The 26,024-nt window shown below is 51.0% G+C and carries 21 protein-coding genes; 13 read left to right on the forward strand and 8 right to left on the reverse strand.

Annotation, left to right across the window (positions count from 1 at the left end; translation table 11 throughout):
- Window positions 1-23 precede the first annotated feature (23 nt).
- From ACKU4E_RS03460 to ACKU4E_RS03495, 8 genes are all read left to right on the forward strand, one after another.
- Window positions 24-965, forward strand: coding sequence for a SurA N-terminal domain-containing protein (locus tag ACKU4E_RS03460; RefSeq protein WP_320169695.1), 942 nt, complete (start codon window positions 24-26; stop codon window positions 963-965).
- 113 nt (window positions 966-1,078) lie between these two features.
- The gene (locus tag ACKU4E_RS03465) at window positions 1,079-1,957 is read left to right on the forward strand and encodes a RodZ domain-containing protein (protein WP_320169696.1); all 879 of its coding nucleotides are present in this window, start codon (window positions 1,079-1,081) and stop codon (window positions 1,955-1,957) included.
- Between the two features lie 18 nt (window positions 1,958-1,975).
- Window positions 1,976-2,716, forward strand: a complete 741-nt coding sequence (gene recO, locus ACKU4E_RS03470; protein WP_320169697.1) for a DNA repair protein RecO — start codon at window positions 1,976-1,978, stop codon at window positions 2,714-2,716.
- A gap of 204 nt (window positions 2,717-2,920) precedes the next feature.
- Window positions 2,921-3,793: a glycine--tRNA ligase subunit alpha gene (gene glyQ, locus ACKU4E_RS03475; protein WP_320169698.1), complete on the forward strand. Its 873-nt coding sequence runs from the start codon at window positions 2,921-2,923 to the stop codon at window positions 3,791-3,793.
- Window positions 3,794-3,809: 16 nt separating this feature from the next.
- Window positions 3,810-5,903: a glycine--tRNA ligase subunit beta gene (gene glyS / locus ACKU4E_RS03480; protein ID WP_320169699.1), complete on the forward strand. Its 2,094-nt coding sequence runs from the start codon at window positions 3,810-3,812 to the stop codon at window positions 5,901-5,903.
- Between the two features lie 175 nt (window positions 5,904-6,078).
- Window positions 6,079-6,342 (forward strand): 30S ribosomal protein S20, encoded by a 264-nt coding sequence (gene rpsT / locus ACKU4E_RS03485; RefSeq protein WP_320169700.1) that lies wholly within the window; start codon window positions 6,079-6,081, stop codon window positions 6,340-6,342.
- Between the two features lie 249 nt (window positions 6,343-6,591).
- Entirely contained in the window at window positions 6,592-7,956 is a 1,365-nt protein-coding gene (gene trkA, locus ACKU4E_RS03490; RefSeq protein WP_320169701.1) for a Trk system potassium transporter TrkA, read from the forward strand.
- Window positions 7,956-9,410, forward strand: coding sequence for a TrkH family potassium uptake protein (locus tag ACKU4E_RS03495; protein ID WP_320169702.1), 1,455 nt, complete (start codon window positions 7,956-7,958; stop codon window positions 9,408-9,410). Before trkA ends, ACKU4E_RS03495 begins: the two co-directional genes overlap by 1 nt.
- A 428-nt stretch (window positions 9,411-9,838) precedes the next feature.
- On the opposite strand, the gene purT is transcribed toward ACKU4E_RS03495, so the two are convergent.
- Window positions 9,839-11,020: a formate-dependent phosphoribosylglycinamide formyltransferase gene (gene purT, locus ACKU4E_RS03500; RefSeq protein WP_320169703.1), complete on the reverse strand. Its 1,182-nt coding sequence runs from the start codon at window positions 11,018-11,020 to the stop codon at window positions 9,839-9,841.
- A gap of 221 nt (window positions 11,021-11,241) precedes the next feature.
- Between purT and ACKU4E_RS03505 the strand changes: the two genes are divergently transcribed.
- Entirely contained in the window at window positions 11,242-11,820 is a 579-nt protein-coding gene (locus ACKU4E_RS03505; protein WP_320169704.1) for a UbiX family flavin prenyltransferase, read from the forward strand.
- 3 nt (window positions 11,821-11,823) lie between these two features.
- Entirely contained in the window at window positions 11,824-12,513 is a 690-nt protein-coding gene (locus ACKU4E_RS03510) for a metal-dependent hydrolase (RefSeq protein WP_320169705.1), read from the forward strand.
- Window positions 12,514-12,557: 44 nt separating this feature from the next.
- Here ACKU4E_RS03510 and mgtE read toward each other — a convergent pair whose 3' ends face one another.
- Entirely contained in the window at window positions 12,558-13,910 is a 1,353-nt protein-coding gene (gene mgtE / locus ACKU4E_RS03515; protein ID WP_320169706.1) for a magnesium transporter, read from the reverse strand.
- 172 nt (window positions 13,911-14,082) lie between these two features.
- On the opposite strand from mgtE, the gene nadC reads away from it, so the two are divergent.
- From nadC to nadB, 3 genes are read left to right on the forward strand one after another with little or no spacing between them, the layout of a single operon-like run.
- Window positions 14,083-14,955 carry a carboxylating nicotinate-nucleotide diphosphorylase gene (gene nadC / locus ACKU4E_RS03520; protein WP_320169707.1) on the forward strand — a complete coding sequence of 291 codons (873 nt, stop codon included), beginning with the start codon at window positions 14,083-14,085 and terminating at the stop codon, window positions 14,953-14,955.
- A gap of 12 nt (window positions 14,956-14,967) precedes the next feature.
- Window positions 14,968-15,990: a quinolinate synthase NadA gene (gene nadA / locus ACKU4E_RS03525; protein ID WP_320169708.1), complete on the forward strand. Its 1,023-nt coding sequence runs from the start codon at window positions 14,968-14,970 to the stop codon at window positions 15,988-15,990.
- Window positions 15,991-16,048: 58 nt separating this feature from the next.
- Window positions 16,049-17,644: an L-aspartate oxidase gene (gene nadB / locus ACKU4E_RS03530; protein WP_320169709.1), complete on the forward strand. Its 1,596-nt coding sequence runs from the start codon at window positions 16,049-16,051 to the stop codon at window positions 17,642-17,644.
- A 489-nt stretch (window positions 17,645-18,133) separates the two neighbouring features.
- Here nadB and ACKU4E_RS03535 read toward each other — a convergent pair whose 3' ends face one another.
- The 6 genes from ACKU4E_RS03535 to ACKU4E_RS03560 form a co-directional block, all read right to left on the reverse strand.
- Window positions 18,134-20,392, reverse strand: a complete 2,259-nt coding sequence (locus ACKU4E_RS03535; protein WP_320169710.1) for a carboxyl transferase domain-containing protein — start codon at window positions 20,390-20,392, stop codon at window positions 18,134-18,136.
- A 3-nt stretch (window positions 20,393-20,395) separates the two neighbouring features.
- Window positions 20,396-21,814 (reverse strand): biotin carboxylase N-terminal domain-containing protein, encoded by a 1,419-nt coding sequence (locus tag ACKU4E_RS03540; protein WP_320169711.1) that lies wholly within the window; start codon window positions 21,812-21,814, stop codon window positions 20,396-20,398.
- A 543-nt stretch (window positions 21,815-22,357) separates the two neighbouring features.
- On the reverse strand, window positions 22,358-22,969 hold the full coding sequence (locus ACKU4E_RS03545; protein ID WP_320169712.1) for a tetratricopeptide repeat protein: 612 nt from the start codon (window positions 22,967-22,969) through the stop codon (window positions 22,358-22,360).
- Between the two features lie 141 nt (window positions 22,970-23,110).
- Window positions 23,111-24,382 (reverse strand): Y-family DNA polymerase, encoded by a 1,272-nt coding sequence (locus ACKU4E_RS03550; RefSeq protein ID WP_320169713.1) that lies wholly within the window; start codon window positions 24,380-24,382, stop codon window positions 23,111-23,113.
- A complete protein-coding gene (locus ACKU4E_RS03555; RefSeq protein WP_320169714.1) occupies window positions 24,379-24,816 on the reverse strand; it encodes a translesion error-prone DNA polymerase V autoproteolytic subunit in 438 nt (145 codons plus the stop codon). Before ACKU4E_RS03555 ends, ACKU4E_RS03550 begins: the two co-directional genes overlap by 4 nt.
- 252 nt (window positions 24,817-25,068) lie before the next feature.
- Entirely contained in the window at window positions 25,069-25,983 is a 915-nt protein-coding gene (locus ACKU4E_RS03560) for an exopolyphosphatase (protein WP_320169715.1), read from the reverse strand.
- Window positions 25,984-26,024 lie beyond the last annotated feature (41 nt).

The following is a 26,024-nucleotide window of genomic DNA, read 5'->3' on the forward strand; positions in this document are numbered from 1 at the left end:
GACGTTTTTACGGGAGATTTCAATTGAAGCACGTTGTCGTAGCTGTGTTTATTGCTTTTATATGTCTTTATGTCCAGTCCGCAGTTGCAGACGAAATTACTGTGGATGGAATAGTTGCCGATGTTAACGGTGACGTAATTACAATGTTTGATCTCAATTTCAAGATGGCTCCCATAATGAAGCAGTTCAAAGGCAGGGAGCTTACGGCAGTAGAGGAAGAGCAGCTTAAGAAGATCCGGTCTCAGATACTGGATCGCATGATTAATGAAATTATTATCGATCAGGAAGCCAGCAGGCTGAAGATTGAAGTTTCGCCGCAGGATGTTGATAATGAAATCAAAAGCATAAAGGAAAACAGCAACCTTACGGACGAAGAGTTTGAACAGCGTCTCGCCCTGCAGAAGACCACTTTGGCGGAATTCAAGGAAAAACTGAGAAAGGATATTCGCCAGCACCGTCTTCTGGCTTACAAAGTCAAAAGCAAGGTTGTGGTTACTGATGATGAAATCAGAGCAGCATGGAACAGTACGCGCACAAGTGACGTTCCGCAGACCAAAAATGTTCATCTGAAACTGATCCTTTTTCCGGAAAACGTTTCTGCAGCTAAGATAAGGGAAGAAATTCTTTCCGGCGGTATAACTTTTGAGCAGGCCGCCGATAAATACACAACCGGTCCCGGTGCAGGCAGCGGAGGAGACCTCGGTGTGCTTAACTGGGACGACCTTGCCCAGACATGGCATGATGCTCTTGAGGGACTGAAGCCCGGTGAAATAAGTCAGCCTTTTGATGTTCAGTCATTCAAGGCCCTGCTCAAGCTCGATTCTTATGCCGCGGCTGTGCAGGAAGGTTCTTTTGAAGATGAAAAAGATGAAATTTATGAGCGCTTATATCGGCAGAAGCAGGATGACGTCTTTGCCGAGTACATAAAAAAACTCAGGGAAAAAGCTGTTATCGATTTTAAGTAATTCGGGGAGAACTGTAGCGGACCCGGCGCGTTGTAACGACGAAACGCGCTTGTCTATTATTCGGTTCGGGCATGCGGCCCGGACGTTCAGCCAGATTTTATCAAGAGGATCTTATGGATTTGAAAGAGCTGGGTTCCCGACTGAGAGAGGAAAGACAGCGGCAGAGATTGTCCGTTGAGCAGATTATGGAGATTACCAAAATCAGCCGGATCAATATTGATGCGTTGGAAAACGGTGATCAGAAAGAGTTTCCCCATGCTGTTTATGCCAAGGGTTTTATCAAGAACTACGCTCGGGCCCTCGGGCTTGATCCGGAAGAGATAGGCGAAGAATTTTCCAGGCTCCTGGGTACATCATTCGAAGATGATGTTTTTTCGGTTGAAGCTGTTCCGCAACCGGTGATCGGTGAGTCCGGCAGGAAAAGTCTGGCCGGACCTATCCTGCTCATTGTGTTGCTTGTTGCTGTTGTGGGCGGACTTGTCTATTACCTGCACGACAGTTCCATGTTTGATTTCGGCGGATCTGAGCACAGTGAAAAAGCTGTGCAGGAGAAGCCTGCCGAACAGGCTCCGGCTCCCGTCCCGGAGCAGCCAGTTGTTGAAGAAGCACCCGCAGAGCAGGCCGTTCCCGGTGAAGTGAAGGCTGAAGAAGGTGAGCCTGTAGCAAACACCGCCGAACCTGCTGCAGCCGAACAGACAGCAGTAGAAGAACAGGCTGCACCGGCTCCTGCTGCGGTACCTGCTGCCCTAGGTAATGTTGTGGAAATCAGGGCCAGAGCGGGGGAAGTCTGCTGGGTTGAAGCTGTAGCGGATGGAAAGCGCAGTGAAATGGTCCTGCAGGAAGGAGAGTCTGTTTCCTTTCCTTACTCCGAAAGTCTGAAGATAAAATTGGGGAATGCCGGAGGAGTTGATATTACTTCCGATGGAAAACCCTTCGGGATAGAAGCTTCCAAAGGGGCGGTAAAGACGCTGGATTTTCCGGCAGCTCCTTAAGGAGGGCCGTCGGATAAGATGGAAGTCACGGAAAAGGTCGTAATACTCAAGACGGGGAAGTTCAAGGAGAACGATCTCTGGGTAAAGTACCTGTCAGCCACCAGGGGAGTACAGACAGCCTTTGCTTTCGGCGGCAGCAGAAGCCGCAGAAGGTTCGGGGGGTGTTTTGAACCGTTTTCCCAGGTCCTTTTCAAAACCGGGGCCAACAAGACCGGGACTTATCAGGCTCTGCAGGAAGGAAGCCTTATCAAGGCTTATTCGGGGATAAGAGCCGACATCAGGAAAATGGGGCTGGCCGCGAACTGTCTGAAGTTCGTGGAGGCTGCGGTGGCCGAGAGGGAAGACAGCCGCAGGGTGTTTGCTCTGCTTACCGAAACACTGGATGTAATCGACGAGTTCGACCCGGATGATTTTTTCCCGCTTTTTTTTCGGGCCAAGGTTGCTTTTGAACAAGGTTACACCCCGGACTTTACAATTTGCTCCCGATGCGGCAAACCACTGTTCAGTTCCCGTCCGGTTGTCTTTGATGTCAAAAAGGGCGGAATCGAGTGTTTTGACTGTGCCGGCAATGCTGCTGGCGATGTGATCAGTGTCGGCACATTGCGAACGCTGGCCTGGATTCAGGACACCGGACCTGCGAACTGGACCGCATTGGAACTCCCGGCCGTGATCCGGCAGGAATGTTTTGCGGTCATGGACAGGTTCATGGCTTACCATCTCGGACTGGTCTGGGAGGGGAGCAACTACAGGAAGATATGAATTTTCCTCCGCCGCAGGTCGGCGGAGAATGGTGCGGAAAATATGGCTGCCTGCATTCCGGAGAAGATTCTCCGGTAAAAGTCTGGACTTTTTCTGCACAAATCTGTTTATGAAGCGGACATTTTTCGTTTTCAATTGAGCGCAAAATAAGCGGAAAATGAGTCGATAGAAAGTTTTGTTTTTTTCTAGACGAGAGGAAACTCAATGAATTTTCAAGATGTTATTCTAAAACTGCAGGACTTCTGGTCTGATTACGGATGTTGCATTGTTCAGCCGCTGGATATCGAGACCGGTGCCGGTACATTCAACCCGTCAACTTTTTTTCGGGTAATCGGTCCCGAGCCCTGGAACACCGCATATGTCGAGCCCTCGCGCCGGCCTACGGACGGACGTTACGGTGAAAACCCCAACCGTCTGCAGCACTATTTCCAGTTTCAGGTCATTCTGAAACCTTCCCCGGACGATGTGCAGGGTCTTTACCTCAAAAGCCTTGAAGTGCTCGGCATCAATGCCGAAGAGCATGACATCCGCTTTGTCGAGGACGACTGGGAATCTCCCACTCTCGGCGCCTGGGGACTCGGCTGGGAAGTATGGCTCAACGGTATGGAAGTTACCCAGTTCACCTATTTTCAGCAGGTCGGCGGGATTGATCTAAAGCCTGTGTCCGTTGAGTTGACCTACGGTCTGGAACGCATCAGCATGTACCTGCAGGGTGTGGAATCCGTTTACGATCTTAAATGGAATGACAAGGTCACCTACGGTCAGATTTTTCATCAGAACGAAGTTGAGCAGTCAAAATACAACTTTGAACTCAGCGATGCGGCAATGCTGCTCGACCTTTTCAACAAGTATGAAGCGGAGAGCAAAAAGCTTTGCGAGGAAGGGCTGCCCCGTCCCGCATACGATTACTGCCTCAAGTGCTCGCATACTTTCAACCTGCTTGATGCCCGTGGAGCCATCTCCATAACCGAGCGCGCTTCCTATATCGGCAGAGTCCGCAATCTTGCTTCCGCCGCTGCAAGGCTCTATGCGCAGGAACGCGAGGATATGAACTATCCCATGCTTAACAACGATTAAAGAAACGGAAACTGAAATGGCCGATTTTATACTCGAAATTGGAATTGAGGAAATGCCCGCCCGTTTTGTTCCCCGGCTCGGCATCGACATCAAGGATATATTCGGCAGCCTGCTCGATGAGAACATGATCGATTGCGAAAGCGTAGAGGCTTTCGCTACTCCGCGCAGACTGACTGTTTACGTAAAGGATATGGCGCAGGTACAGCGCAAGATGGAAGAGGAAGTTTCCGGACCTCCCGCCAGAATCGCTTATGATGCCGAAGGTAAGCCGACCAAGGCGTTGGAAGGGTTTGTCCGTTCTCAGGGGATTGCCCTTGAGGACATCTATACCGTTGAAACCGACAAGGGCGAATATCTCGCAGCCAAAAAGGTTGTCGGCGGCGGCAATACCATCGATATCCTGCCCGATCTCTGCGTGACCGCAATCAAGGGGCTTTCCTTTCCCAAGAAAATGAAATGGGGAAATCTTGATTTCGCTTTCGGGCGTCCGTTGCGCTGGCTGCTCTGCCTGTTCGGTTCGGATGTCGTTGAATTCGAGATGGCCGGGCTTCCTTCGGGACGCAAGACTTTCGGACACCGTGTCATGGGTGCCGGTCCCTGGGATGTGGCCGATGCTTCCGACTATTTTTCCATTATCAAGGATAAGTGCTCGGTTATTATCTCCCCGGACGAACGCGGCGAATATGTCCGCAAGGAAGGGGACAGGCTGGCTTCCGAACTGGGCGGTTCCGTTGTATGGAAGGATTCCCTGCTGCAGGAAGTCAGCAACCTTGTTGAACTGCCCATGCCCATCATCGGCGGATTCGATGAATCTTTTCTTGAACTCCCCAGGGAAGTGCTCCTGACCAGCATGGAAAGCCACCAGAAATGTTTCGGTATCCAGAAGGATGACGGAAAGCTCCTGCCTCATTTTCTGTGCACCCTCAACCTTGTACCCAAGGATGTGGAACTGGTGCGCAAGGGCTGGGAAAAGGTTCTCAAGGCCAGACTTGAAGATGCCCGTTTCTTCTGGAAGAACGACCTCAAGGCTGACGTGGAAACCTGGCTGGACAAGCTGGACAATGTTGTTTTCCTCGGACCTCTGGGGTCCATGGGCGACAAATCCAGACGCATGGAACGTCTTGCGGCCATGATCGCCGCGAAGGTCGATTCTTCCCTGCAGACCGAGCTTGCCCGTGCAGGACGTCTGGCAAAGGCTGACCTTGTTTCCGAGATGGTTTACGAATTTGACAGCCTGCAGGGCATCATGGGTGGAATTTACGCCGCCAAACGCGGTGAAGAAGATGTCATCTGCAAGGCCATAGCCGAACAATATCTGCCTGCCGGTCCGGACAGCCCCGTGCCGTCCTCGCTTGGCGGAGCAATTGTTTCAATGTCCGACAAGGCCGACACTCTGGTCGGTTGTTTCGGACTCAACAAGATCCCCACTGGCGCTAACGATGCCTACGCTCTGCGGCGTGCCGCTCTGGGCATTGTGCGCATAATTATGGATTACGGTATGAGGGTTGATGTCCTCAAAGTCATGGAAACAGCCTTCGACGGTTATTCCAAGGACATCAAATGGAAACTCTCCAAGACCGAAATCCTTGATAAACTCAGCGAGTTCTTTTCAAGCAGGCTGCGGGCCTACTTCTCCGGTCAGGGTTTTGAGACCAGAGTTGTGGACGCTGCCATCGGAGCCGGATTCCGTGACCTTACCGCTCTCAAGGCACGGATTGAGGCACTTGCAGAATTCGCTGCGGCCGAAGGTTTTGAACAGTCAGTGCTGACTTTCAAACGTGCGGCCAACATAATCAGGAAACAGGTTGGCGAGGAGGGGCTTGAACTCTCCGGCGGATTCGAGGCTGATCGCCTTGTTGAACCGCAGGAAATCAAGCTTGCTGAAAAGCTTGATGAAAGCGCCGGCCGTTTCGAAGAACTCTGGGAAAATGATGAATTCGCTAAACTGTTCGCAATCCTCGGCGAACTCAGGCCGTTTGTTGACGAATTTTTCGACAACGTAATGGTCAACTGCGAAGATCAGGGTCTCAAGATGAACCGACTCAACCTGTTGCAGGCACTGGTAGACAGGCTTTCCAGGCTTGCCGATTTCGGCGCTCTGCAGATTTAATCCGACCGAATGCCGGTCTGGTTAAATAAAATGGACTTTTTCGTGTTTTTTTATCATGAAAAATGCTATTGGACATTGACAGGATAGGGTGTCCTCGGTTAAAGACACTCTTCGTTTGAACGCAATTCCGGGTAACCGGGTAAAAAATAGAAATTAAATTTTAAGGAGAAATACCTTGGCGAATCATAAGTCCGCACTCAAAAGATACCGTCAGAGCCAGGTCCGTAACAAGCGCAACAACATGGTACGTACCCGTGTAAAGAACGTTGTTAAAGATGTTCGCGCTGCAATCGAAGCCAACGATACCGAACTTGCCGCAACTGCTCTGCGTAAGGCAACTTCCGTGCTCGACAGTGCTGCTTCCAAGAAGGTCATCCATTCCCGTGCCGCTGCACGCAGAATTTCCCGCCTTCACGCTGCCGTCAACAAGATGGCTTAGTTTCCGAAATATTCTTTCGAATATGTTTGCACAGCCCGTCGCATCTTGCGACGGGCTTTTTCACGTTTGTCGGGGCATCAGGAGTTGAGTTTAGTCTTTCTGTCGATTGTTTTCTTTATTATGTTATTATCGGGGATACCCGTGTTCAGAACTCTCCGGCATAGTTGCCGGAATCAGCCTAATAGGATAGACCTACTGCTGATTTGCCGCAGGTTTTTTCTCCTGTGAGCATCATACAAGGAGTAGCTTTTGAGGGTTATAATAGTTGGAGCCGGAGAAGTCGGATTCAATGTTGCCAGACGTCTTTCCGGGGAGAGCAAGGAAGTTGTGGTCATCGACAACAACGGACAGGCATTGAACAAGGTTTCCGATTCTCTGGATGTGCAGACCATTGTCGGGTCCGGGGCCAGTCCCGAAATTCTGGAAGAAGCCGGAATAAGGGAAGCCGATATCCTGTTGGCAGTGACGGACAAGGACGAAATCAACCTGATTTCCTCCTTTTTGGCCAACCGGCTTGCTCCGGATATTATCAAGCTGGCCAGAATCAGGAACGAGGACTACACAAAATATTCGCATATGTTTTCCGGCGGCGATCTGCGTATCGACACCATCATCAACCCGGATGAAGAGGTCGTGGAGTCCATTCTGCGGGTTATGAGTGTTCCTGGAGCAGTGGAAATAAACGATTTTGTGGGTGGGAGAATCCGGCTCATCGGAGTCCGGCTGCCCGAAGACAGCCCGCTTGTCGGAGTTACCCTCATGGATATCCGGGAGCATCTCGGCGACGTCGATGTTGTTATTGCCGCGCTGGTACGCAATGACCGGCTGATTATTCCCGGTGGTCTTGATACAATACACAAGGGCGATATAGTCTATTTTACCTGCATCCGGGATCAGCAGGATGAACTGCTCAGGCGTTCCGGAATTCTGTCCGACCCCATCCGTAAAGTACTTATTGTCGGTGGCGGGAATGTGGGCTTTCAGCTCGCTCAGGCCCTCGACAACAAAAAGTACCATACCAGACTGCTGGAATATAATCCTGAAAGGTGTGCGGAACTCTCCGAAAAACTGGACAGGGTTATAGTCCTTTCCGGCAACGGTACCGATCAGGAACTGCTCAAGGAAGAAAATATCGGAGAGCTGGATATGGTTATAGCCGTTACCGGCGATGAAGAAATGAATATCCTTTCGTGTCTGCTTTCCAAGAATCTCGGAGCGCGCAAGACTATTACAAGGATCAACAATTTCGCCTATCTGCCGCTTATACAGCCCATCGGCATCGATCATCTGGTCTGCCCGCGTCTTTCAGCGATCAACTCCATTTTGCATTTTGTCCGTCAGGGCAAGGTTATTTCAGCCGTATCCATCAAAGGAGAGGAAGCCGAAGCTCTGGAGGCCATTGCCCAGGAAAATTCCGCTATTGTCGGAAAGCCCATCATGGATCTGGATCTGCCCAAAGGTGCTCTTATCCTGTGCTTTCAGCGCGGGGAGGACGTCATAATCCCCACCGGAACCACCGTGATTGAACCGAACGACAGATTGCTCATAATTTCCACCCATAAAAACATTCCGAAGATTGAAAAAGCCCTGACCACCAAGCTGGAGTTGTACTGATGCGTTGGCGAATAGTGTTGCACATTATCGGGGCCTTGACCCTGTGTGTGGGGCTGACCATGATTTTTCCGCTGTTTTTTTCCCTTTACTATCAAGACAGCGGGATAATTCCGCTTACACAGTCCATGATAATTACGTCTGCTGTGGGGCTGGGAATGTTTCTGCTCTTTCGGGACCGGGAGGAAAACAAGGGACTCAGCCATCGCGAAGGAATGGCCATCGTGGCTCTAGGCTGGGTCGGAGCCGGATTTTTCGGGAGTCTTCCATTTTATCTGGGCGATGTTTTTCCCTGCTACGTGGACTGCTTTTTCGAATCCCTTTCCGGTTTCACCACCACCGGTGCTTCGGTAATGACCGAAATTGAGCACAACGCCAAGGGAATACTCTTCTGGCGCAGTCTGACTCATTGGCTCGGCGGCATGGGCATCATTGTCCTGTCCCTTGCCATTCTGCCGTTCCTCGGCGTAGGCGGCATGCAGCTGTACAAAGCCGAGGTGCCCGGCCCGGTTCCGGACAAGCTCAAGCCACGGATCAAGGATACGGCTCTGGTACTCTGGAAGGTCTATCTGCTCTTTTCCGCCATTGAGGCAGTTCTGCTCATGTTCGGCGGAATGGACCTTTTCGATTCCCTCTGCCATACCTTTGGGACACTCGCTACCGGCGGATTCTCCACCAAGAATTCATCTGTTGCCTATTTCCAGAGTGCTTACATCGACTACGTGATAACTGCGTTCATGATCATTGCGGCCATAAATTTCAGCCTGCATTATCAACTGATCAAAGGACGCCCCCTTCTTATGTGGAGGGACCCCGAATTTCGCTTTTTTGGGGTCATAACACTTATAATTACGGCCATCATAACCATTTCGGTCTATGCTGCCACCGACTATGATTCCATTGCCGAATCCTTTCGTTACACATCTTTTCAGGTGGCATCCATCATGAGTACCACCGGCTATGCCACAGCGGACTATGAAATCTGGCCGGCTGTAGCCCAGGGTCTTCTCCTGCTGTGCATGTTTCTCGGCGGTTGCGCCGGGTCTACCAGTGGCGGCATGAAGCATCTGCGCATAATGCTGCTGTTCAAGCAGGCCTACCGGGAAGTTTTTCGCATCATCCATCCACGCTCGGTCAACCGGGTGAAGCTTGGAAAGACTGTTGTTCAGCCGGAAACAATGACCGACATACTCGGATTTTGCGTCCTCTGGCTGGGCCTGTTTGTCATTTGCGGATTGATTGTTGCCGCTTCCGGGGTTGATGTAGTCTCATCCTTTGCCGCATCACTCGCCTGCATCGGGAACATCGGTCCGGGCATAGGCAGTGTCGGCCCCACGGACAACTATGCCCATATTCCCGCCCTGGGTAAATGGGCGCTTATCTTCTGCATGCTGCTCGGCAGATTGGAGATATACACCGTCGTTGTCCTGTGCGTACCTGAGTTCTGGCGTAAGTAGACAGACGTGGTTAGATGTCGATTAGAGATGAGAGGCACTCTCCGAGGGCTCTGCGAGGCTGGATTTGATGCGCTTCGCGCTTTTTGATGATTTGAGTTTGCCTCCGGCGGCCCTGCCGGGGGCCTTAAACCCTTTTGCAAAAGGGTTTAAGAATCCCAAAATCATTTATTAAGGCTTCGCCATTTCGTATGACAAACCATCAGTTAAATTAAACGGGTACTTTTACCGCGTTGAACTGATCACAGCAGCAATTCCGTATTGAAAATAACAAAAACAAAGGGGAAACTTTAAAATAAAAGTTTCCCCTTTGTTTTTTATAAACTCATAAACTATATGGGATTCCAAAGGGCCGCAGGCCCTTTGGACGCCGGAGGCAGAACCAATTCATCAAAAGCGCGAAGCGCAACAAATTTAATTTCTTACCGCGATCAGTATTCAATTTCCACTGCAGAGGAAGCTCTGATAGCGCGGGCCTTGGCGTCGTCGATGTCGGAGCCGAGGGCGAGGGCCACACCCAGTCTGCGTGTTCCGTTGCATTCTCCTTTGCCGAAGATCAGCACTTTGGTATCAGCTTCCGCAAGGGCCTTGTCCACATTGGCAAAGGCCGGGGAGTTTGATTTCCCGTTGGAGAGGATAACGGATGAGGCTGCGGGGCCGAACTGGCGGATTGCCGGTACGGGAAGTCCGAGAATTGCGCGGACGTGCAGGGCGAATTCGCTGAGATCCTGTGAAATGACCGTTACAAGTCCGGTATCGTGCGGACGGGGAGATACTTCGCTGAAATATATTTCATCACCCTTGATGAAAAGCTCGACTCCGAAAATACCGCGTCCTCCGAGGGCGTCGGTAATGCGCAGGGCATAATTCTGAGCTTTGGCTAGAACATTGTCGGTCATGGGCTGAGGCTGCCATGATTCGCGGTAGTCTCCGTTTTCCTGGCGGTGGCCGATGGGGGCGCAGTATGATGTTCCGCCGGCATGCCGGACTGTGAGCAGGGTGATTTCATAGTCGAATTCCACGAATTTTTCGACAATGATTCTTCCTTCTCCGGTGCGTCCGCCTGATTGGGAGTAGTCCCAGGCCCGTTCTATATCAGCTTCGGTTTTTACGGTGCTCTGTCCTTTTCCGGAAGAACTCATGACCGGCTTGATTACACAGGGGATGCCGATTTCCTTTACTGCTTCCAGATATTCTTCTCTGGTGTCTGCGAATTTGTAGGGGGATGTCTTGAGACCGACTTCTTCCGCCGCAAGCCTGCGGATGCCTTCGCGGTCCATGGTCAATCTTGTTGCTCTTGCCGTTGGGATGACGTTGAAGCCTTCCTTTTCAAGCTCAAGCAGTGTTTCGGTGGCTATGGCTTCGATTTCAGGCACAATGAAATCAGGTTTTTCAGTTTCCACCACACGGCGCAGTTCAGCGGCATCAAGCATGGAAATTACGTGGCTGCGGTGGGCCACCTGCATGGCCGGAGTATTGGCGTAACGGTCCACAACAATTACTTCCACGCCCAGGCGCTGGGCTTCTATGACAACTTCCTTGCCGAGTTCGCCGCCGCCAAGCAGCATCATTTTACGGGCGGATGAAGTTCCGGCTGTGCCGAGAGTGACCATAATATTTCTCCCTGGGTGTTTTTTTGTGAGGAATGATATAGTAATGAAATACGATGTGCATCTACTGGCACAGGAAACACCAAAATTCAAGGTTTTTGAGACTGGCGAGACTTCTGATTCCCTGCACTCGTTTGCCTGCCCGTAGTGGTTGTCAATGTTTGACGGCTGTTGTAACGGTTCAGATTCAAACGACAATACTGTAACAACAAAGATCAGCCCATATGAGCAAAAAAAGAATAGTGCTGGCCGTGACAGGGGCCAGCGGAACAGTTTACGCAGTTCAACTGGCCCGGCACCTGAATGGAATGGACGATGTTGAACTGCATCTCATTATTTCCGATTCAGCCCTTAAAGTTATGGATATGGAAACCGGTTACGACCGGACTGATCTGGCCTGTCTGGCTGATTTCGTCTACGACTGCAAAGATGTCGGGGCACCTCCGGCCAGCGGATCGTGGCCGCATTCGGGGATGATAGTCTGTCCCTGTTCCATGGCATCCCTTGCGGCCGTTGCTCAGGGACTCGGAACCAATCTGATTCACCGTGCGGCTGATGTCTGTTTAAAGGAACGCAGAAAACTGGTGCTGGTCACCAGAGAAACTCCGCTCAACCTGATCCACATCAGGAACATGGAAACAGCGACCCTTGCCGGGGCAACGGTCATGCCCGCCTCGCCGGGATTTTATCATAGCCCTGAAAGCGTGGAAGATCTTGCCGCGCATATGGCAGGCCGGGTGCTTGAGCAACTGGATATTCCCCATAACCTTTATAAACGCTGGTGCGAAGAATCGCAGAGGTAAATCATGCAACATACTTTTACCTGGAACGGACATTCCAATTTTACCATTGGCTGCGGCGATAAAATTATTGTTGTTGATCCTTTTTATGAAGGAAACCCCAAGAGCTGCAATTCATGGGAATCCGTGTCCAAGGCAGATATCGTTCTGGTTACGCACGATCACGGTGACCATCTGGGGCAGGCCGTGGAAATATCCAAGGCTACCGGGGCGACCCTTGTATGCATATTTGATCTGGTGGAAAAAATGATCGCCGCCGGGGTAAGCGCCGAGCGGATTATCGGCATGAATATCGGCGGGACGGTCGAGGTGTGCGGGATACAGATCAAGATGGTTCAGGCCATGCATTCCGCTCCCACCGGGGCTCCTGCCGGGTACATCATGACTTCCGAAGACGGGTATTGCGTTTATTTTGCAGGTGATACCGGGCTGTTCTCCAGTATGGAGCTGTTCGGCAAACTGCACGATATCGATGTGGCCATGCTGCCCACGGGAGGATGGTTTACCATGGATTCCGGAGATGCCGCTTATGCCTGCAAGCTTCTTAGGTGTAGGGCGGCCATTCCCATGCATTACGGAACGTTCCCTATTCTGGAGCAGGGTGCGCAATCGTTCATAGACCACTGTGCGGAGCTTGCACCGGAGTGTGAGGTCTGGGAACTTGAGGTCGGGGTGATGTTCGAAGCGGAGAGATGATGGGCCTTTGGAATCCCTAATAGTTTGCTGTCATTATATTGCGATCAGAGCAGGAATATCCCGGCGAGTCCGAGCAGGGAAAAGAATCCGAAACTGTCGGTTATGGTGGTCAGGAAAATTGATGAGGCCTGTGCCGGGTCGCGTCCGAATTCCTTGAGCAGGATGGGTATGGCGCCGCCGACTACCGCTCCGAGGACCATGTCTATGAAAAGAGCACCGGACATGACCATGGCAAGGGTGCTGTTATGGGTGACAAGACCCACTACCGCCAGCACCAGCAGGGCAACGCAGAGCCCGTTGGCAAGGCCGATTTTCAATTCACGGAAAACTGCGGACCAGGATTTCTTGCGGTCAAATTTTTCAGTGGCGAACTGCCTGATCATGACCGCCAGTGCCTGCTGACCGGTATTTCCAGCCTGGTTGGCGACAATAGGCATTAGTACGGCGAGAATGGCCATCTGGGCGATATTGTTTTCAAAAAGGTGGACAACCCAGGCGGAGACAGCGGAGTTGGCAACGTTGATAACCAGCCAGGGAAGACGTTTTTTCACCGAATATTTCCATGGAGAATCAACTGTTTCGTCAGTTGCGGCACCAACCATGGACTGCATGTCCTCGCTGGCTTCTTCGTTGATGATGTCAATGACGTCATCAACGGTTACAACGCCGATGAAACGGTGATCGAAATCTGTTACCGGCATGGCCAGGAAGTTGTAGTGCGCTATGAGTCTGGCGACTTCTTCCTTGTCCACGTTGTAGGTTACGGAAATAAGATGCTGGTTCTGGGTCAGTTCGGTCAAGAGTTTGCCGGGACGGGAAATAAGCAGGTCCCGCATTGATACCGCTCCGACCAGATGGCGGCGGCGGTTAACAACGTAGGCGTAGTAGGGTATGCTTTTGTCCTCTACTTCCCTGCGGATGGTGGCGATGGCCTGATCCACTGTCATGGTATCGCGTACAACCGCGACCTCGGTGGTCATAACCCCGCCGGCTGTTTCCGGATCAAAGGTCAGCAGGGTCGAAATTTCTTCACGTTCCTCGGCTTTTATCTGGCGCAGCAGGGTTTCCCTGAGATCATCGTCAAGATCTTCAAGGATGTCCGTGGCGTCATCCGGGGACATGTATTCAAGTATTCGGGCGGCAAATCCTACGTTGAGGCGTTCAACAAGGTCGCGCTGATCATATTTCGCCATTTCGGCAATGGACTCGGCAGCATCCTTGATAGGAAGCTGCTTGATGAACTTGACCTGTTCTTCGAGGCCGAGTTCTTCAATATGATCAGCGGCATCAGCTGGGTGCAGGGCATCAATGACACGCTGGTCGACTTCGCCAGCGCGTCCTTTGCCACTCTCCTGCCATTGCCGCAGAGGTTCCGGTATTCCTTTAGCCTTCGTCATGGCGCTACCAACTATCCCAAATACAGTGAAAGGTCAAAAATTATGACTATTCCATGCAATATAATTCAGTTTGTGAAATCCTTCGCAGCCCTTGTATTACTTGATAAAAACGGATACCAGAATTTGTTACATGACCTCAAACTTAATGTTACATAAAATTAACAGGAATAATATGAACCAAAAGCTCTTTAATGACTTCTTTCAGGCCGAAGCCAAAATGTTTCTTCTGGCCACCATTAAAATATCTCTTAGCGAAGACGGCCCGGATCTGACCTCTCTGGGCCTTTTTGAGCCCGAGGATATTGCCACGGCTCAGATAATCGCCAAGGAAGATACAGTAGTAGCCGGACTGCCCCTGATTAACTTGATTCTTGAATTTGCAGATCAGGAAAACAAGTGTCAGGTGCATCTGAATGTGGATGAAGGTGATAAAGTCTCCACCGGAACGCTCATAGCCGCCATCCAGGGCCCCGCGGCCCTGCTCCTCAAAGCGGAAAGGGTGATCCTCAACTTCATCTCGCATCTGTCCGGAATTGCAACTGAAACCCGTAAATACGTGGATGCCCTTGATCACTGCGAAACCATACTTCTGGATACCCGCAAGACCCTGCCGGGGCTTCGTTATCCGGAGAAGTACGCTGTGCGTGTGGGGGGAGCTCAGAACCACCGTCTGAATCTTGTGGAAATGCTGATGCTCAAGGACAACCACATTGACCGTGCCGGTTCTATTACCATGGCCGTGGACAAGCTCCGTGCGAAGTATGAAAACTGTCCGCCCATAGAAGTTGAATGCCGCACACAGGAAGAGGTTGATGAAGCCGTTGCCTGCAGGGTCGAGCGTATCATGCTTGATAACATGACCTTTGATCAGGCCAAGGCCGCAATCGAAACCATTCCCGATGAAATCGAAACCGAGATCAGTGGAAACGTGACCCTTGAGACCATCGCCGCGCTTGCGGAAGCAGGTCCGGATTACATATCGGTCGGCAGGATCACTCATTCCGCTAAAAGCTCGGACCTGAGTATGACGATCATACAAATGTAGGTACTGCATAAAATGTATTCAGATATCATTGCTGAACAAAAGAAGAAGTATGGCAGGAAACTGGCCATATTGGGACACCATTACCAGTCGGATGACATTATTCGTCATACCGATCTGAAGGGGGATTCTCTGGAACTCGCCCGGCAGATCGAGAAACTGGAAGCAGAGCACATCGTGTTCTGCGGTGTTCACTTTATGGCCGAGTCCGCAGCCATCGTGCGCCGGGAAGACCAGAAGGTCTATATTCCCGATGCAAGTGCCGGTTGCGTCATGGCCAACATGGCGCCGGCGTGGCTGGTGGACATAATACTGACACGAATACTTGAAGAAAGCGGACGCAAAATAATTCCGCTGGCATATGTGAATACTCCTGCCGCCGTAAAAGCAGTTTGCGGCAGGCACGGCGGTTCCGTATGCACTTCGGCCAATGCCGAAAAAATGCTCAGTTGGGCCCTTTCCCAAGGGGACGGGGTACTCTTCCTTCCTGACAGGAATCTTGCGCTCAATACCGCTGACAGGCTGGGTATTGCTGATGAAGAACGGCTCCTTCTTGATGTCCGCGGCAAAGGTGCCGCGCTTGATGTGCCGGCCACATTGGATAAGAAGCTGCTTATCTGGCCGGGATTGTGCGCCATTCATCAGAGATTCAAGCTCTCCCGTATGGAGCAGTTCCGTTCCGAATATCCGGGTTGCAAAATCGTTGTGCATCCCGAGTGTCCGCCGGAACTGGTAAAGGCGGCAGACGGCAACGGTTCCACCTCGTATCTGATAAAGTACGTGGAGGCCGCTCCGGCCGGGACAACGATTGTTGTCGGCACTGAAACAAATCTGGTCAACAGACTGGGGGACATGTTTCCGGACAAGTCCATTATACCTCTGGGTATAAGCTTTTGCAGCAACATGGCCAAGATTACGGAAGAGAACCTTGCAAACCTTCTCCTGAATCTGGAAACAGCCGCTTTTGAGGATGTTTCCGATGAAATCAGAAAACCCGCAAAAATTGCGCTGGAGAGGATGCTCGAAGTCTGTGCATAAATAATAACAAACCTTTAGCCGGAACCTGAAAAGGCTGCCGTTTCATGAGATATAAGGCATGCAGGAAAACCGAATCAAAACCGAGGTTTTAATAATCGGATCAGGAATCGCCGGATGTATATCAGCTCTGACGATAGCAGAAAAAGGTATTGAAGTAACATTATTGACCCAGGGGGACGACCTCCTCACCGGGAACACCAGACTCGCTCAGGGCGGTATAGTTTATACCGGTCCGGGTGATTCTCCGAAAAAACTTGAAAAGGACATTTTTACCGCAGGCTGGAACTACAACAGTGTCAAGGCCGTGCGGTTTCTGGCCAAACACGGTCCTGAAATTCTGAAGAAACTTCTTCTGGATAAATATCCGGTTCCGTTCCAGAAGGACGACGAAGGCGATTACAGCCTCACCCGTGAAGGCGGACATGGCGTGCCGCGCATACTCTATTGTGCCGACCATACCGGGCAGTCGATTATAGAAGTGCTCAGCCGGTGTGTGGCGGAACATCCGTACATCAGGATATGCACCAACAGGACCGCCATCGACCTCATAACCAGTCATCACCAGGCCAGAAGTCCGGAATTCATGTACAACCTGACAAACAAGTGCCTCGGCGCTTACGTGTACAATGAATCCAAGGACGTGGTCGAAACCATGCTGGCAAACTACACCGTGCTGGCCACCGGCGGTCTCGGTCAGATTTACATGCATACGACCAACACCACCGGCTCCATCGGTTCCGGGGTTTCCATGGCCAACCGTGCGAAAGCAAGGGTCATAAACGCCGAAATGGTGCAGTTTCACCCCACAGCATTCTATCAGGGAGCCAGATCCAGAGCCAGTCGCAGGTTTCTTATTTCCGAGGCTGTGCGCGGAGAAGGCGCCAAGTTGATCAACTCCTCAGGCGAAGCTTTTATGCATCGTTACGATCCGCGTGCGGACCTTGCTCCGCGTGATATCGTCACCCGCTCCATCCGTGAGGAAATGCTCCAGACCGAGGAAGAATGCGTCTATCTGGATGCAGCCAACCACGTAAAGCATGATCTGACCAAACGGTTTCCGACCATTTACGGTCGCTGTCTGGAAAACGGAATTGATATTACCAAGCATCCCATACCGGTTGTTCCGGCTGCGCATTATTTCTGCGGCGGGGTGCTTGTTGATGAGAAAGGCAAAACAACCATCGAGCGGCTGTATGCTGTCGGTGAGTGTTCCTGCACCGGGCTGCACGGCGGCAACCGTCTCGCCAGCACCTCACTGTTGGAAGCTCTGGTCTGGGGGAACACTGCCGGTGAAGAAATCGGTTCCAGGGCCTCCAAAGGCGGAGCGCACAGCAAGAAGCTTCTTGACGCTGTTCCGGACTGGGAAAGTCCCGGAAACAATTCCAACGAAGACCCGGCCCTCATCGCTCAGGACTGGGCCCTTATCCGCAGCGTAATGTGGAACTATGTCGGCATAACAAGGTCAACGGCGCGCCTTAACCGGGCCATAGACGACCTGCAGAACCTGAACCGGAACCTGCGTTCCTTTTACAAACGTACTCCGATCAGCAGGCCCATTATCGACCTGTTCCATGGCTGTCAGGCTGCTTTGACCGTAACCGTGGCCGCCCTGCGTAATACCAAAAGTATAGGCTGCCATTATCGGGTTGATTAGCGCGGTTGCCGTGACTGAACGACCTGCATTGTGTGGGGCCGGAGACCCTCCGGGGGCCAAAGAAACTTTTTGGGAAAAAGTTTCTCTGGACTCTTCAAAAACTTTTTAACGGTGCTTCGCATCTTTGTAAGGCACGCTGACATGAAAAAGAAATCCCCTGCCGGAGTTATCGGCAGGGGATTTTTGTATTAGTAACTTTTTATTCTGGCGAATGTCTTATTCGCCTCAAGTTTGGTCTTTATTTGATAACTACAAGACCTTGTTAAGCTAAATGGCAGTTTGGCAGATGAAGCGGCGAAGCCTTATCAAAAAAGTTTGGGATTCTTGCACTAGCTCTTAGATGAGCGGTCTTTCCGCGAGTCTTAGAGATAGCGACAGTGTAACAAACCCTTTTCAAAGGGTTTAAGGCCCCCGGCAGGGGCGCCCCGCGAGGCCGCCGGAGGCGAAGTCATATCACAAAAGCGCGAAGCGCCTCAAATTCTATCCAACCTACCTGTAATACAGATTGCGTCCGCCTACGGTCAGGAAAGCCTGATGCAGGTTGCGTCGTATGTCACGTCTGTCCCAGATATCCTGTATATGTCCTCTGGAGAGGGCATTGTATGCGGAATGGTAGTTCGGTGGAATATCCATACCGGTTGTTTCCTTGATGACTCCGGGCCCTGCAAAGCCGATACGCGAGGAGCGCACGGCGTACTGGTAGGGGGAACATCCGAGGAAGCTGGCTACGGGGCCTGCGTAGGAGTTGGTATCGTAGAGCACCACGTACAGTCCGCCGGATTCAATATAGCTGCGAACCGCCATGGTAACGCGGGGCATCTGGATAAGTCCGTTGGTTCCTTCCTGAATGCGGATACCCGCTGTTCCGTGAACGTAGGCAAGGAAGGGATAGCGTTTCTTGCCGGCCAGTTCCAGTGCCCGGATGAACTTTTCGCCTTCCGCTGCTCCGACTGATCCGCCTCTGAAGGGGGCGACCAGAGTGGCGCAGATTACCTTGGTGTGTTTTATGGACCCTTCATAGGTGATGCAGCCGGACTGAAGCCCGGTCTTGGCTTTGGCAGCATCCAGTCTTTCCTGAAAGTTGGGAAAGTTTGTCGGGTTGGCGGAACAGATAGACTTGTTGAATTCACGCACGGTGCCCCAGTCGAATATGTTGGCCATATACCAGCGGTATTCCATGGGAAAATGGTGTCCGCAGGTAGGGCAGACCCCGGCGAATTCATCGAAAAGGTCTCTGGACCATATTTCAAGACAGCCGTTTTTCTCTGCATTGGGGCAGGTTATTTCGCGGTCTTCGTTGGCTCGTGGGCTTACATAGTGCCTGTAGTCGGACGGCGGGATATCCGGTTCGGAATCTTCGGAAAGCTTGGTCAGGGCCAGCTCAACGTCGGAAACTGTCTTGGTGCCGAGGCCGAGTTTGTTCACGAGCATATGTTTCAGCTTGTCGAACTTGTTGGTTACGACATGCATTTCATCTTTCGCCTCATCGGCAAGAGACTGGATTTTGGTCTGATATTTTTTGATCATGTCATAGCGCACAGTGGAATATGCTGCGGCCATGGCATCGACTTTTGCGGAATTGAGCTTTTCAAGGAAAGAACGTTTGTCTTCAAAGGCATGCTGAGCCATGCGGCGATACTTCTTGTAGCGCTTCCAGAGCAGCCTTTCCTTGGCATTGGGGCTTATGGACCAGCGTACGAAAACGGACTCGTTGGTGAGTTCTTTTTTCTTGCGGCTTTTGATGGCTGCCCCGCGGAACAGGCGCAGCCCTTTGGCATTGAGCACTACTTCATCTGTGGCGCGGATTACTTCCGCCCGGACCAGTTTGTAGAAATCAAAGTGTTCGGGGCGTGCTCCCAGAGGCGGTTCGTAAAGAATGCCGTCAATGTAGCCGAAGCGCAGGTTGTCGTCTGCGGTAATGCATTGTGATTTCGCGCAGCTTTCTATGAGCTTGGAGGGAGCGCGTTCACCGCCGCGTATGCGACCTTCGATCGCAGCGGCCCCTTCCGGTGAGATTACTGAATAATATCCGTGCGACAGCATGAGGCGTTTATCGGCCATGGCGATCGCTTCGGCTCCACCGGAACCTCCTTCGGAAATCACGGAAATGACGGGTACGTCAAGACCGCACATTTCATAAATGTTTTCAGCTATCTGCTGGGCCGCACCGGGATAGTCCTCAACAGGATATGATCCGGGTGTGAATACATAGGTATGGATGGGGATATTTTCGCGTGCGGCTACCTTCATGTAGCGCAGAGCGTTGGCGTTACCCCAGGGCTTGATGCAGCCGCCGTTGCGGAATTCCTGCCCGTGGCCCTTTTCCTGTCCCACGACCATAACCGGCTGGTTGTGTACCTTTTTGCCTACACGTCTGGAAATGTACGCCCTTGCTATGACCATTCCGGGGTCGATACTCATATCGTCCTTGCCGCCTACAACTGTATAGTTGTCATAGACGTTTTCAAGGATATCCTTCAGGCATATGCGTTCGGAATGGCGGACAATACGGACTTTGTCCATGGCGGACAGTCCTCTGTCTATATCCTTTTCCAGAACCGCAAGGCTTTCATCATATGTGTTCAGTTTATCCCAGAGGGCTTCCTGAGTCAGATTTATGTTCCGGTCCAGAAAGACATCCAGCCTGTCGGCAAATGCAGTAAGGCGCTTGTCTTCGGTATCGCCGAGGATGTCGCGCGCATACTGGACCCGCTTTATCATTCCGTCCAGTTTCTTTTCTATATCCATATACTAGAATTCCAGTAGATTTGTTGTTTTCTTGGCCAGGAATTTGAGGTTGGACTTCAAGGATATACCTTTTCTGTCCTTGCCTTCCAGAACGAATTCCTTGAGGAATTCGAGTCCGCGTCTCTTGCTTTCATCAAGATTGCCGCCCCATATTATGGCCAGAGCCAGGTTGGGGTCGAATTCCGTGGGGATCTGATAAGGCAGATCTTTCGGAATGTGGGTGTGCATCTTGAGCCACTGATGTTCCTTCCAGGAGAGTTTTTCGATTTTACCTGCCCAGGGAGCGAATTTTTCATCGGTATCTTCAGCGATGATCCTGTACTCGATGCCGACACCTTCGAAAGTGATATCGTTCTGAGTGTATCCAAGGTCATCCCCGAGGGCGAGTCTGATCTGTTCCTTGATCAGGTTGACGCCGGATTCTCCCTTGATGCGGGAAATTGCGGCAGAAACACCGTTTTCTACCTGAATACGTGTGTTTACTTCCATGAGGAACGGTGCTCCTTTGGGAGTCACGATCCATTCCCATGTACCAACGTTGTCATAGTTGATTTCACGGGCCATATTCAGGGAGTGGTTGACGATATCGTCCAGAACTTTTCTGGCATCGAAAGAGTAGGCGATGCTTTCTGGGAAAAATCCGGGAGCAACTTCGATTCGTTTCTGCCTGCCGGGACTCTGTACGGAACAGTTACGGGTTCCGAAGTGCACATGCTTCTTGCCGGAGCGTTCGGAGACGATCTGTACTTCAAGGTGGTTGAAGTTGAAGATGCGCTGTTCGATGAGTACGCCTTCGTCGTTGAAGGTACGCATGGAGTAGTTTCTGATGCGGCGGTATACCTGACGGAATTCCTCAATGGAATAAACTTCGTCGATCCCCATTCCGCCGCCTCCGGCCGAAGCCTTTACCAGTACAACCGGGTTTTTTACACCCTGTTTGCTCTGGAATTCAAAGAGGTTGTCGGCAATCTCTTCTGCTTCGAGCTCATCGTATATGGCGCGGTCCGATCCGGGGATGGTGGGGACGTCAAGCTTTCTGGCCAGACGTTTGGTGTTTATCTTGTCTCCGAGGTCCCGGATTACCCACCAGGAAGGGCCGATAAAAGTCATGGGGCGATCCCGTTCCGTTACCCTGCGGGCGAAGCGGAAGTTCTCGGAAAAGAAGCCGTAGCCCGGATGTACCGCAGTACACATGGTTTCATCTGCAACGGAGAGAATGTCTCCGGCATCGTTGTAGGATCTTATTTTATAGATTGATTCCTTGCCGCCGAGCTTTCTGGCCATGGTGACATGTCCGGAATCCTTGTCTTCATCCGTGTATACGCAAACAAAATCAAGGCCGAGATCTTTGCATGCCTGCATGATGCGTACGGCGATCTCTCCTCTGTTGGCAATAAGTACTTTATCTGTCTTTGGATTCAAAGCGACTCTCCTGAGTCTTTCAGGTTTTGTTCAGTATATATATTGTAGAACCGGATTTTCAAAAATACGCAATCGTTTTAAGCCAAATAACAAGTCTGTCAAGTTAAATGTAACCAACATCTCCGTAGGTATAATCGCATAATATCCGCATTCGGAAGAGGGGATTATACTGGAAAGGAACAGGCTTCGGCCGTTATGTTGATAGGTTTCCATGAAACGGTCATGGACTCCATTGGAGTCCAGTACAGCCTGCCCTGATAAAACAAGTAGACGATTTCGTCAAATTGGTCCTGGCCGGACGGCTTTTTTTCAGAAATTGGACTTTTATAGGTTATTCTTGTTATTCAAAGTAGTTATGTCCGTGTTTGATAGCCCTTTCAGTCAGGCCTTCCTTCAGAAGGGGGGAGCCTGTTGTCTGTGGCGGATGTTTCTACGGCAGCGGAGATTCTGCATCATTGAAGCAGGTATTACCGGCTGGGATGTATGGCAAAAAAAAACCGCATTCCGTTACGGAGTGCGGTTTTTGCTGACATTTTACCTCGGTCAGATAAGTCCGAAGGTGAGCATTTCAACTATGTCGGTTTCTTGTTCCTTTTGGTCCGGGATGCTGGATTTTTCCTTATCCTTGACTGTTTCTTCGATTATCCGGCCTATGGATACAGTTTCGTTTCCTCCGGCAAGATTAAGCTCGGATACGAATGTTTCGGTTTCCGAGATTTTATCCGGAGTAAACTTGTCCTGATACACGGACATGCGGGTGTATGCTGTTATGTGTTCCAGAGCTTTTTCTGGTTTACCAAGCTGCTTGTAGGCTCTTGCCAGTTTTCGGTGGGCGAGGCGTATGTGCCCATCATCAAGGTCAAGGGTCATCCCTTTATTGATTACGTCCACGGCCTTCTGATATTTGCCTTCCCGCAGATAGCAGTCTCCAAGCATGATGTAGCTCGGACCGTATTCCGGATCGGTCTCAATGGCTTTTTCAAAATACACGGATGCCGTTTTGTCACAGTTGAGCATAAAAGCAACTGTTCCGGTCTGGTGAAGGCCGGGGGCTTCCCTTTTGACTCCGCAGCCGGAGAGCATGATCACCGCTGCCAGGGCAATTCCCAGCAGGATAAGCCTTCTCCTGCTCCGTACAAATGAACGGTTCTTCATAGTACTAAAGAGTTGTTCCTGCGCTCCCTTCAGAAGGGAGGTTTAAGTTTCCTTCCAACCCGTTTCATGCCTTAAAGTTTGCGATTGAGCAAGGAAAAGCAGGTGTCACTTTGTGAAACGTTTTTTTGAGGGGTGAAAATATCATTTTATTTCCGGGAGTTCATCCCAGCAGGTTGTGTAGGATGGCGATTTGTAATTTCTGTTCATCCTCCATGCCTGCATGGTTCCCTCGGAGCCGTAGATCAGGGTTTTTCTGCCGAATCTGGAATTGGTTTTGTCCAGCAGGTTCATTAACGATTTGCGTCTGTTGAGGACAGTCTGGTCCTGTATTTCAAAGAAACTGCACTGCCGGTGATTTCTTGCGCAGATATCGATTATGGTCACAGCGGTCTTTTTATATCTGAATCCTTCCTTATAAATGGACCTGATGCAGTGCAGTGCGGCCGCAATCAGGTCCGGGGTATAATCTGTGGCTGATGGAAACACGCGGACGGCGGAGTTGGAGTACTGGGGCAGGCTGTTGAACCTGTTGGTGGTGAGGTAAACGGATATTCCTCCGGCGAGTCCTCTTTGTTCACGCAGTTTCTCGGCTGTACGGGCCGCATAGGCGGCCACGGATTCTTCCAGTTCCGAAAGTTTGGATACCGGGCGACCGAAGGATCGGGAAGAAGTTATGGTCTTTTTGGGCGGAGGTGAATTTTCCAGAGAAAAACAGGGCGTGCCGCGCAACTCCAGGGCGGTGTGCAGGCCCGTGACGGCCATGTTCTTTTTTATCCACAAATCCGGCAGGTCCTTGAAAGCGCGGGCTGTGGTCACTCCTCGGCCCAGAAGTCTCTTGCCGTGCCTGCGTCCTATTCCCCATACGTCGGTAACGGGGATTTTTTCCAGCAGTCGGTCCATGTCCTTTCGGGCGCACAGGCTGAATACTCCGCCTGTTGCCGTGTATTTCTTTGCAAGCCTGTTTGCGGCCTTGGCAAGGGTCTTGGTCGGGCCGAAACCAACGGAAACCGGAATTCCGGTCCATTTGAAAACATGGCTTCGCAGGTGCGGGCCTATTTCGGGCAGATTTCTTAACTGCTGGAGTGGGAATTCCAAAAAGGATTCGTCAATGGAGTAGACTTCAAGTTCCGGGGTTATGCTGCGGAGCGTCTCGGTTACGCGGTAGGATATATCTCCGTATAAGGCATAGTTTGAGGAAAAGATTTCCACGTTGTTGGCCTGAAAGAAAGTTTTGTATTTGAAGGCCGGAGCACCCATGGGGATGCCCAGATTCTTGGCTTCCTGCGACCGTGAGATTACGCAGCCGTCATTGTTGGAAAGAACCACAACAGCCCGGTTCCGCAGTTCCGGACGGAAGAGACGTTCGCATGAAACATAAAAATTGTTGCAGTCTACAAGGGCGAAGATCCTCATTTGGCGGCCTTGTGAATTATATAGGTCACGACTCCCCATATTTCAAAGGAAGTATCGGTTGTTATTTCCAACGGCTGATATTCCGGATTTTCCGGAACTAGGTAGATCCCGTCCTTGGCTGCCCGGATTCGTTTTACCGTAAGCTCTCCGTTCACGGCGGCTATGATTATGGAGTTGTTGGCGGCGTCAAGCGATCTGTCCACAATCAGAATATCTCCGGACAGGATGTTGGCATCGCGCATGGAATCGCCGCAGCATCGGACAAAGAATGTTGCCGCAGTATTTTTTACCAGATACTCATTCAGGTCCATTTTCCTTTCAATGTAGTCTTCAGCCGGGGAAGGGAACCCTGCCGCAACCTGCGACAGCATCAGAGGAAACTCCGTCCTGCCTTTGCTGTCCGGGATAAGTATCTGAGTCGTATTGTGGGACATGTCTGCTCCTTGAAATTTTGTATATTTATTATTTACATATTTTAAACTATGTCAATCTTAGATAAACGATAAGAGTGGTAAACAACATGTGTATGTATTTCGGTTCAAGGAATAATTCAGGGGCAGGGTGGGACAGAAAATCCCCCTGTCCGGTTCCGGGCAGGGGGATTGATTGCAGAAAAAGTATATTGCAGCGTATGATAAAGCTGTGCGGTTGGTTCCGCGTTGTAGGTCTTTTCCGGTTTTGACGGCTTATTTGTCCATGAACAATGCGACCATCTGGCCGAGAACCGCATCGGCCTCGGCGTGGGGAACCTGACATGTTCCAACCTGCTTGTGCCCGCCGCCGCCGAATTTCAGCATAACGCTTCCCACATCCACCTTGCTGGTACGGTTGGTTATGCTGTGACCCACGGAAAATACAGTGTTCTGTTTCATCTTTCCCCATATAATCTGAATGCTTATGTTGCATTGAGGGTACATGGAGTAGATGGTGAAACGGTTGCCGGGGTGAATCTCTTCCTGGTCTCGGAGATCAAGAATTGCTACATTGCCGAACATCTCGACTCGTTCCTTGAGCATGTCGCGGAATTCCTTGTCACGGGAGAAGTAGAGTTCCACTCTTTCCCTGACGTCCGGAAGATCCAGAATTTCATCAATAGGAAGCGTGCGGCAGTAGTCTATCAGGTGTTCCATCAGCTGGTAGTTGCTGACATTGAAATAACGATACCGGCCGAGTCCTGTTCTGGGGTCCATTATAAAGCCCAGCAGAATCCAGCCTTCGGGATTTTCAATTTCTTCAACGGTAAGATCGCCGCTGTCGACTTTATCCACATAGTGGAGCATTTCGTCGAATTTATCGCCGAACTTCTCATGGCCGCCGAAATATTCCCAGATGACCCTTGCAGCGCTTCTGGCGCTTTTGGACATGCCCTTGAAGTCCATGGCCATATCCAGTCTTTCCTCTTCACTGGAGTGGTGGTCGAACCAGTATCCGCATCCTTCTATATAAGGAACGTTGGCGACAATGTCGTTGGGGTCGCCGGGATATTTCCCGTCCTGAACATCTTTGGGATGCACGAACATCCAGTTGTCCATGATTCCTATTTCCTTGAGAAGGACCGCACAGGCTAGTCCGTCAAAGTCAGATCGTGTCAAAAGACGCATGAACTTCTCCGTTTCTTTGGGAATAAACTTTATTTGTCCCG

The sequence above is a fragment of the Maridesulfovibrio sp. genome, assembly GCF_963677005.1.
Taxonomy (GTDB): domain Bacteria; phylum Desulfobacterota; class Desulfovibrionia; order Desulfovibrionales; family Desulfovibrionaceae; genus Maridesulfovibrio.

Excerpts from the sequence above, each read along its gene's own strand:
- ACKU4E_RS03465 (WP_320169696.1), top strand. The coding sequence starts at position 1,079 with ATGGATTTGAAAGAGCTGGGTTCCCGACTGAGAGAGGAAAGACAGCGG.
- recO (WP_320169697.1), top strand. The coding sequence starts at position 1,976 with ATGGAAGTCACGGAAAAGGTCGTAATACTCAAGACGGGGAAGTTCAAG.
- glyQ (WP_320169698.1), top strand. The coding sequence starts at position 2,921 with ATGAATTTTCAAGATGTTATTCTAAAACTGCAGGACTTCTGGTCTGAT.
- glyS (WP_320169699.1), top strand. The coding sequence starts at position 3,810 with ATGGCCGATTTTATACTCGAAATTGGAATTGAGGAAATGCCCGCCCGT.
- ACKU4E_RS03495 (WP_320169702.1), top strand. The coding sequence starts at position 7,956 with ATGCGTTGGCGAATAGTGTTGCACATTATCGGGGCCTTGACCCTGTGT.
- purT (WP_320169703.1), bottom strand. The coding sequence starts at position 11,020 with ATGGTCACTCTCGGCACAGCCGGAACTTCATCCGCCCGTAAAATGATG.
- ACKU4E_RS03505 (WP_320169704.1), top strand. The coding sequence starts at position 11,242 with ATGAGCAAAAAAAGAATAGTGCTGGCCGTGACAGGGGCCAGCGGAACA.
- ACKU4E_RS03510 (WP_320169705.1), top strand. The coding sequence starts at position 11,824 with ATGCAACATACTTTTACCTGGAACGGACATTCCAATTTTACCATTGGC.
- mgtE (WP_320169706.1), bottom strand. The coding sequence starts at position 13,910 with ATGACGAAGGCTAAAGGAATACCGGAACCTCTGCGGCAATGGCAGGAG.
- nadC (WP_320169707.1), top strand. The coding sequence starts at position 14,083 with ATGAACCAAAAGCTCTTTAATGACTTCTTTCAGGCCGAAGCCAAAATG.
- nadA (WP_320169708.1), top strand. The coding sequence starts at position 14,968 with ATGTATTCAGATATCATTGCTGAACAAAAGAAGAAGTATGGCAGGAAA.
- nadB (WP_320169709.1), top strand. The coding sequence starts at position 16,049 with ATGCAGGAAAACCGAATCAAAACCGAGGTTTTAATAATCGGATCAGGA.
- ACKU4E_RS03535 (WP_320169710.1), bottom strand. The coding sequence starts at position 20,392 with ATGGATATAGAAAAGAAACTGGACGGAATGATAAAGCGGGTCCAGTAT.
- ACKU4E_RS03545 (WP_320169712.1), bottom strand. The coding sequence starts at position 22,969 with ATGAAGAACCGTTCATTTGTACGGAGCAGGAGAAGGCTTATCCTGCTG.
- ACKU4E_RS03550 (WP_320169713.1), bottom strand. The coding sequence starts at position 24,382 with ATGAGGATCTTCGCCCTTGTAGACTGCAACAATTTTTATGTTTCATGC.
- ACKU4E_RS03555 (WP_320169714.1), bottom strand. The coding sequence starts at position 24,816 with ATGTCCCACAATACGACTCAGATACTTATCCCGGACAGCAAAGGCAGG.
- ACKU4E_RS03560 (WP_320169715.1), bottom strand. The coding sequence starts at position 25,983 with ATGCGTCTTTTGACACGATCTGACTTTGACGGACTAGCCTGTGCGGTC.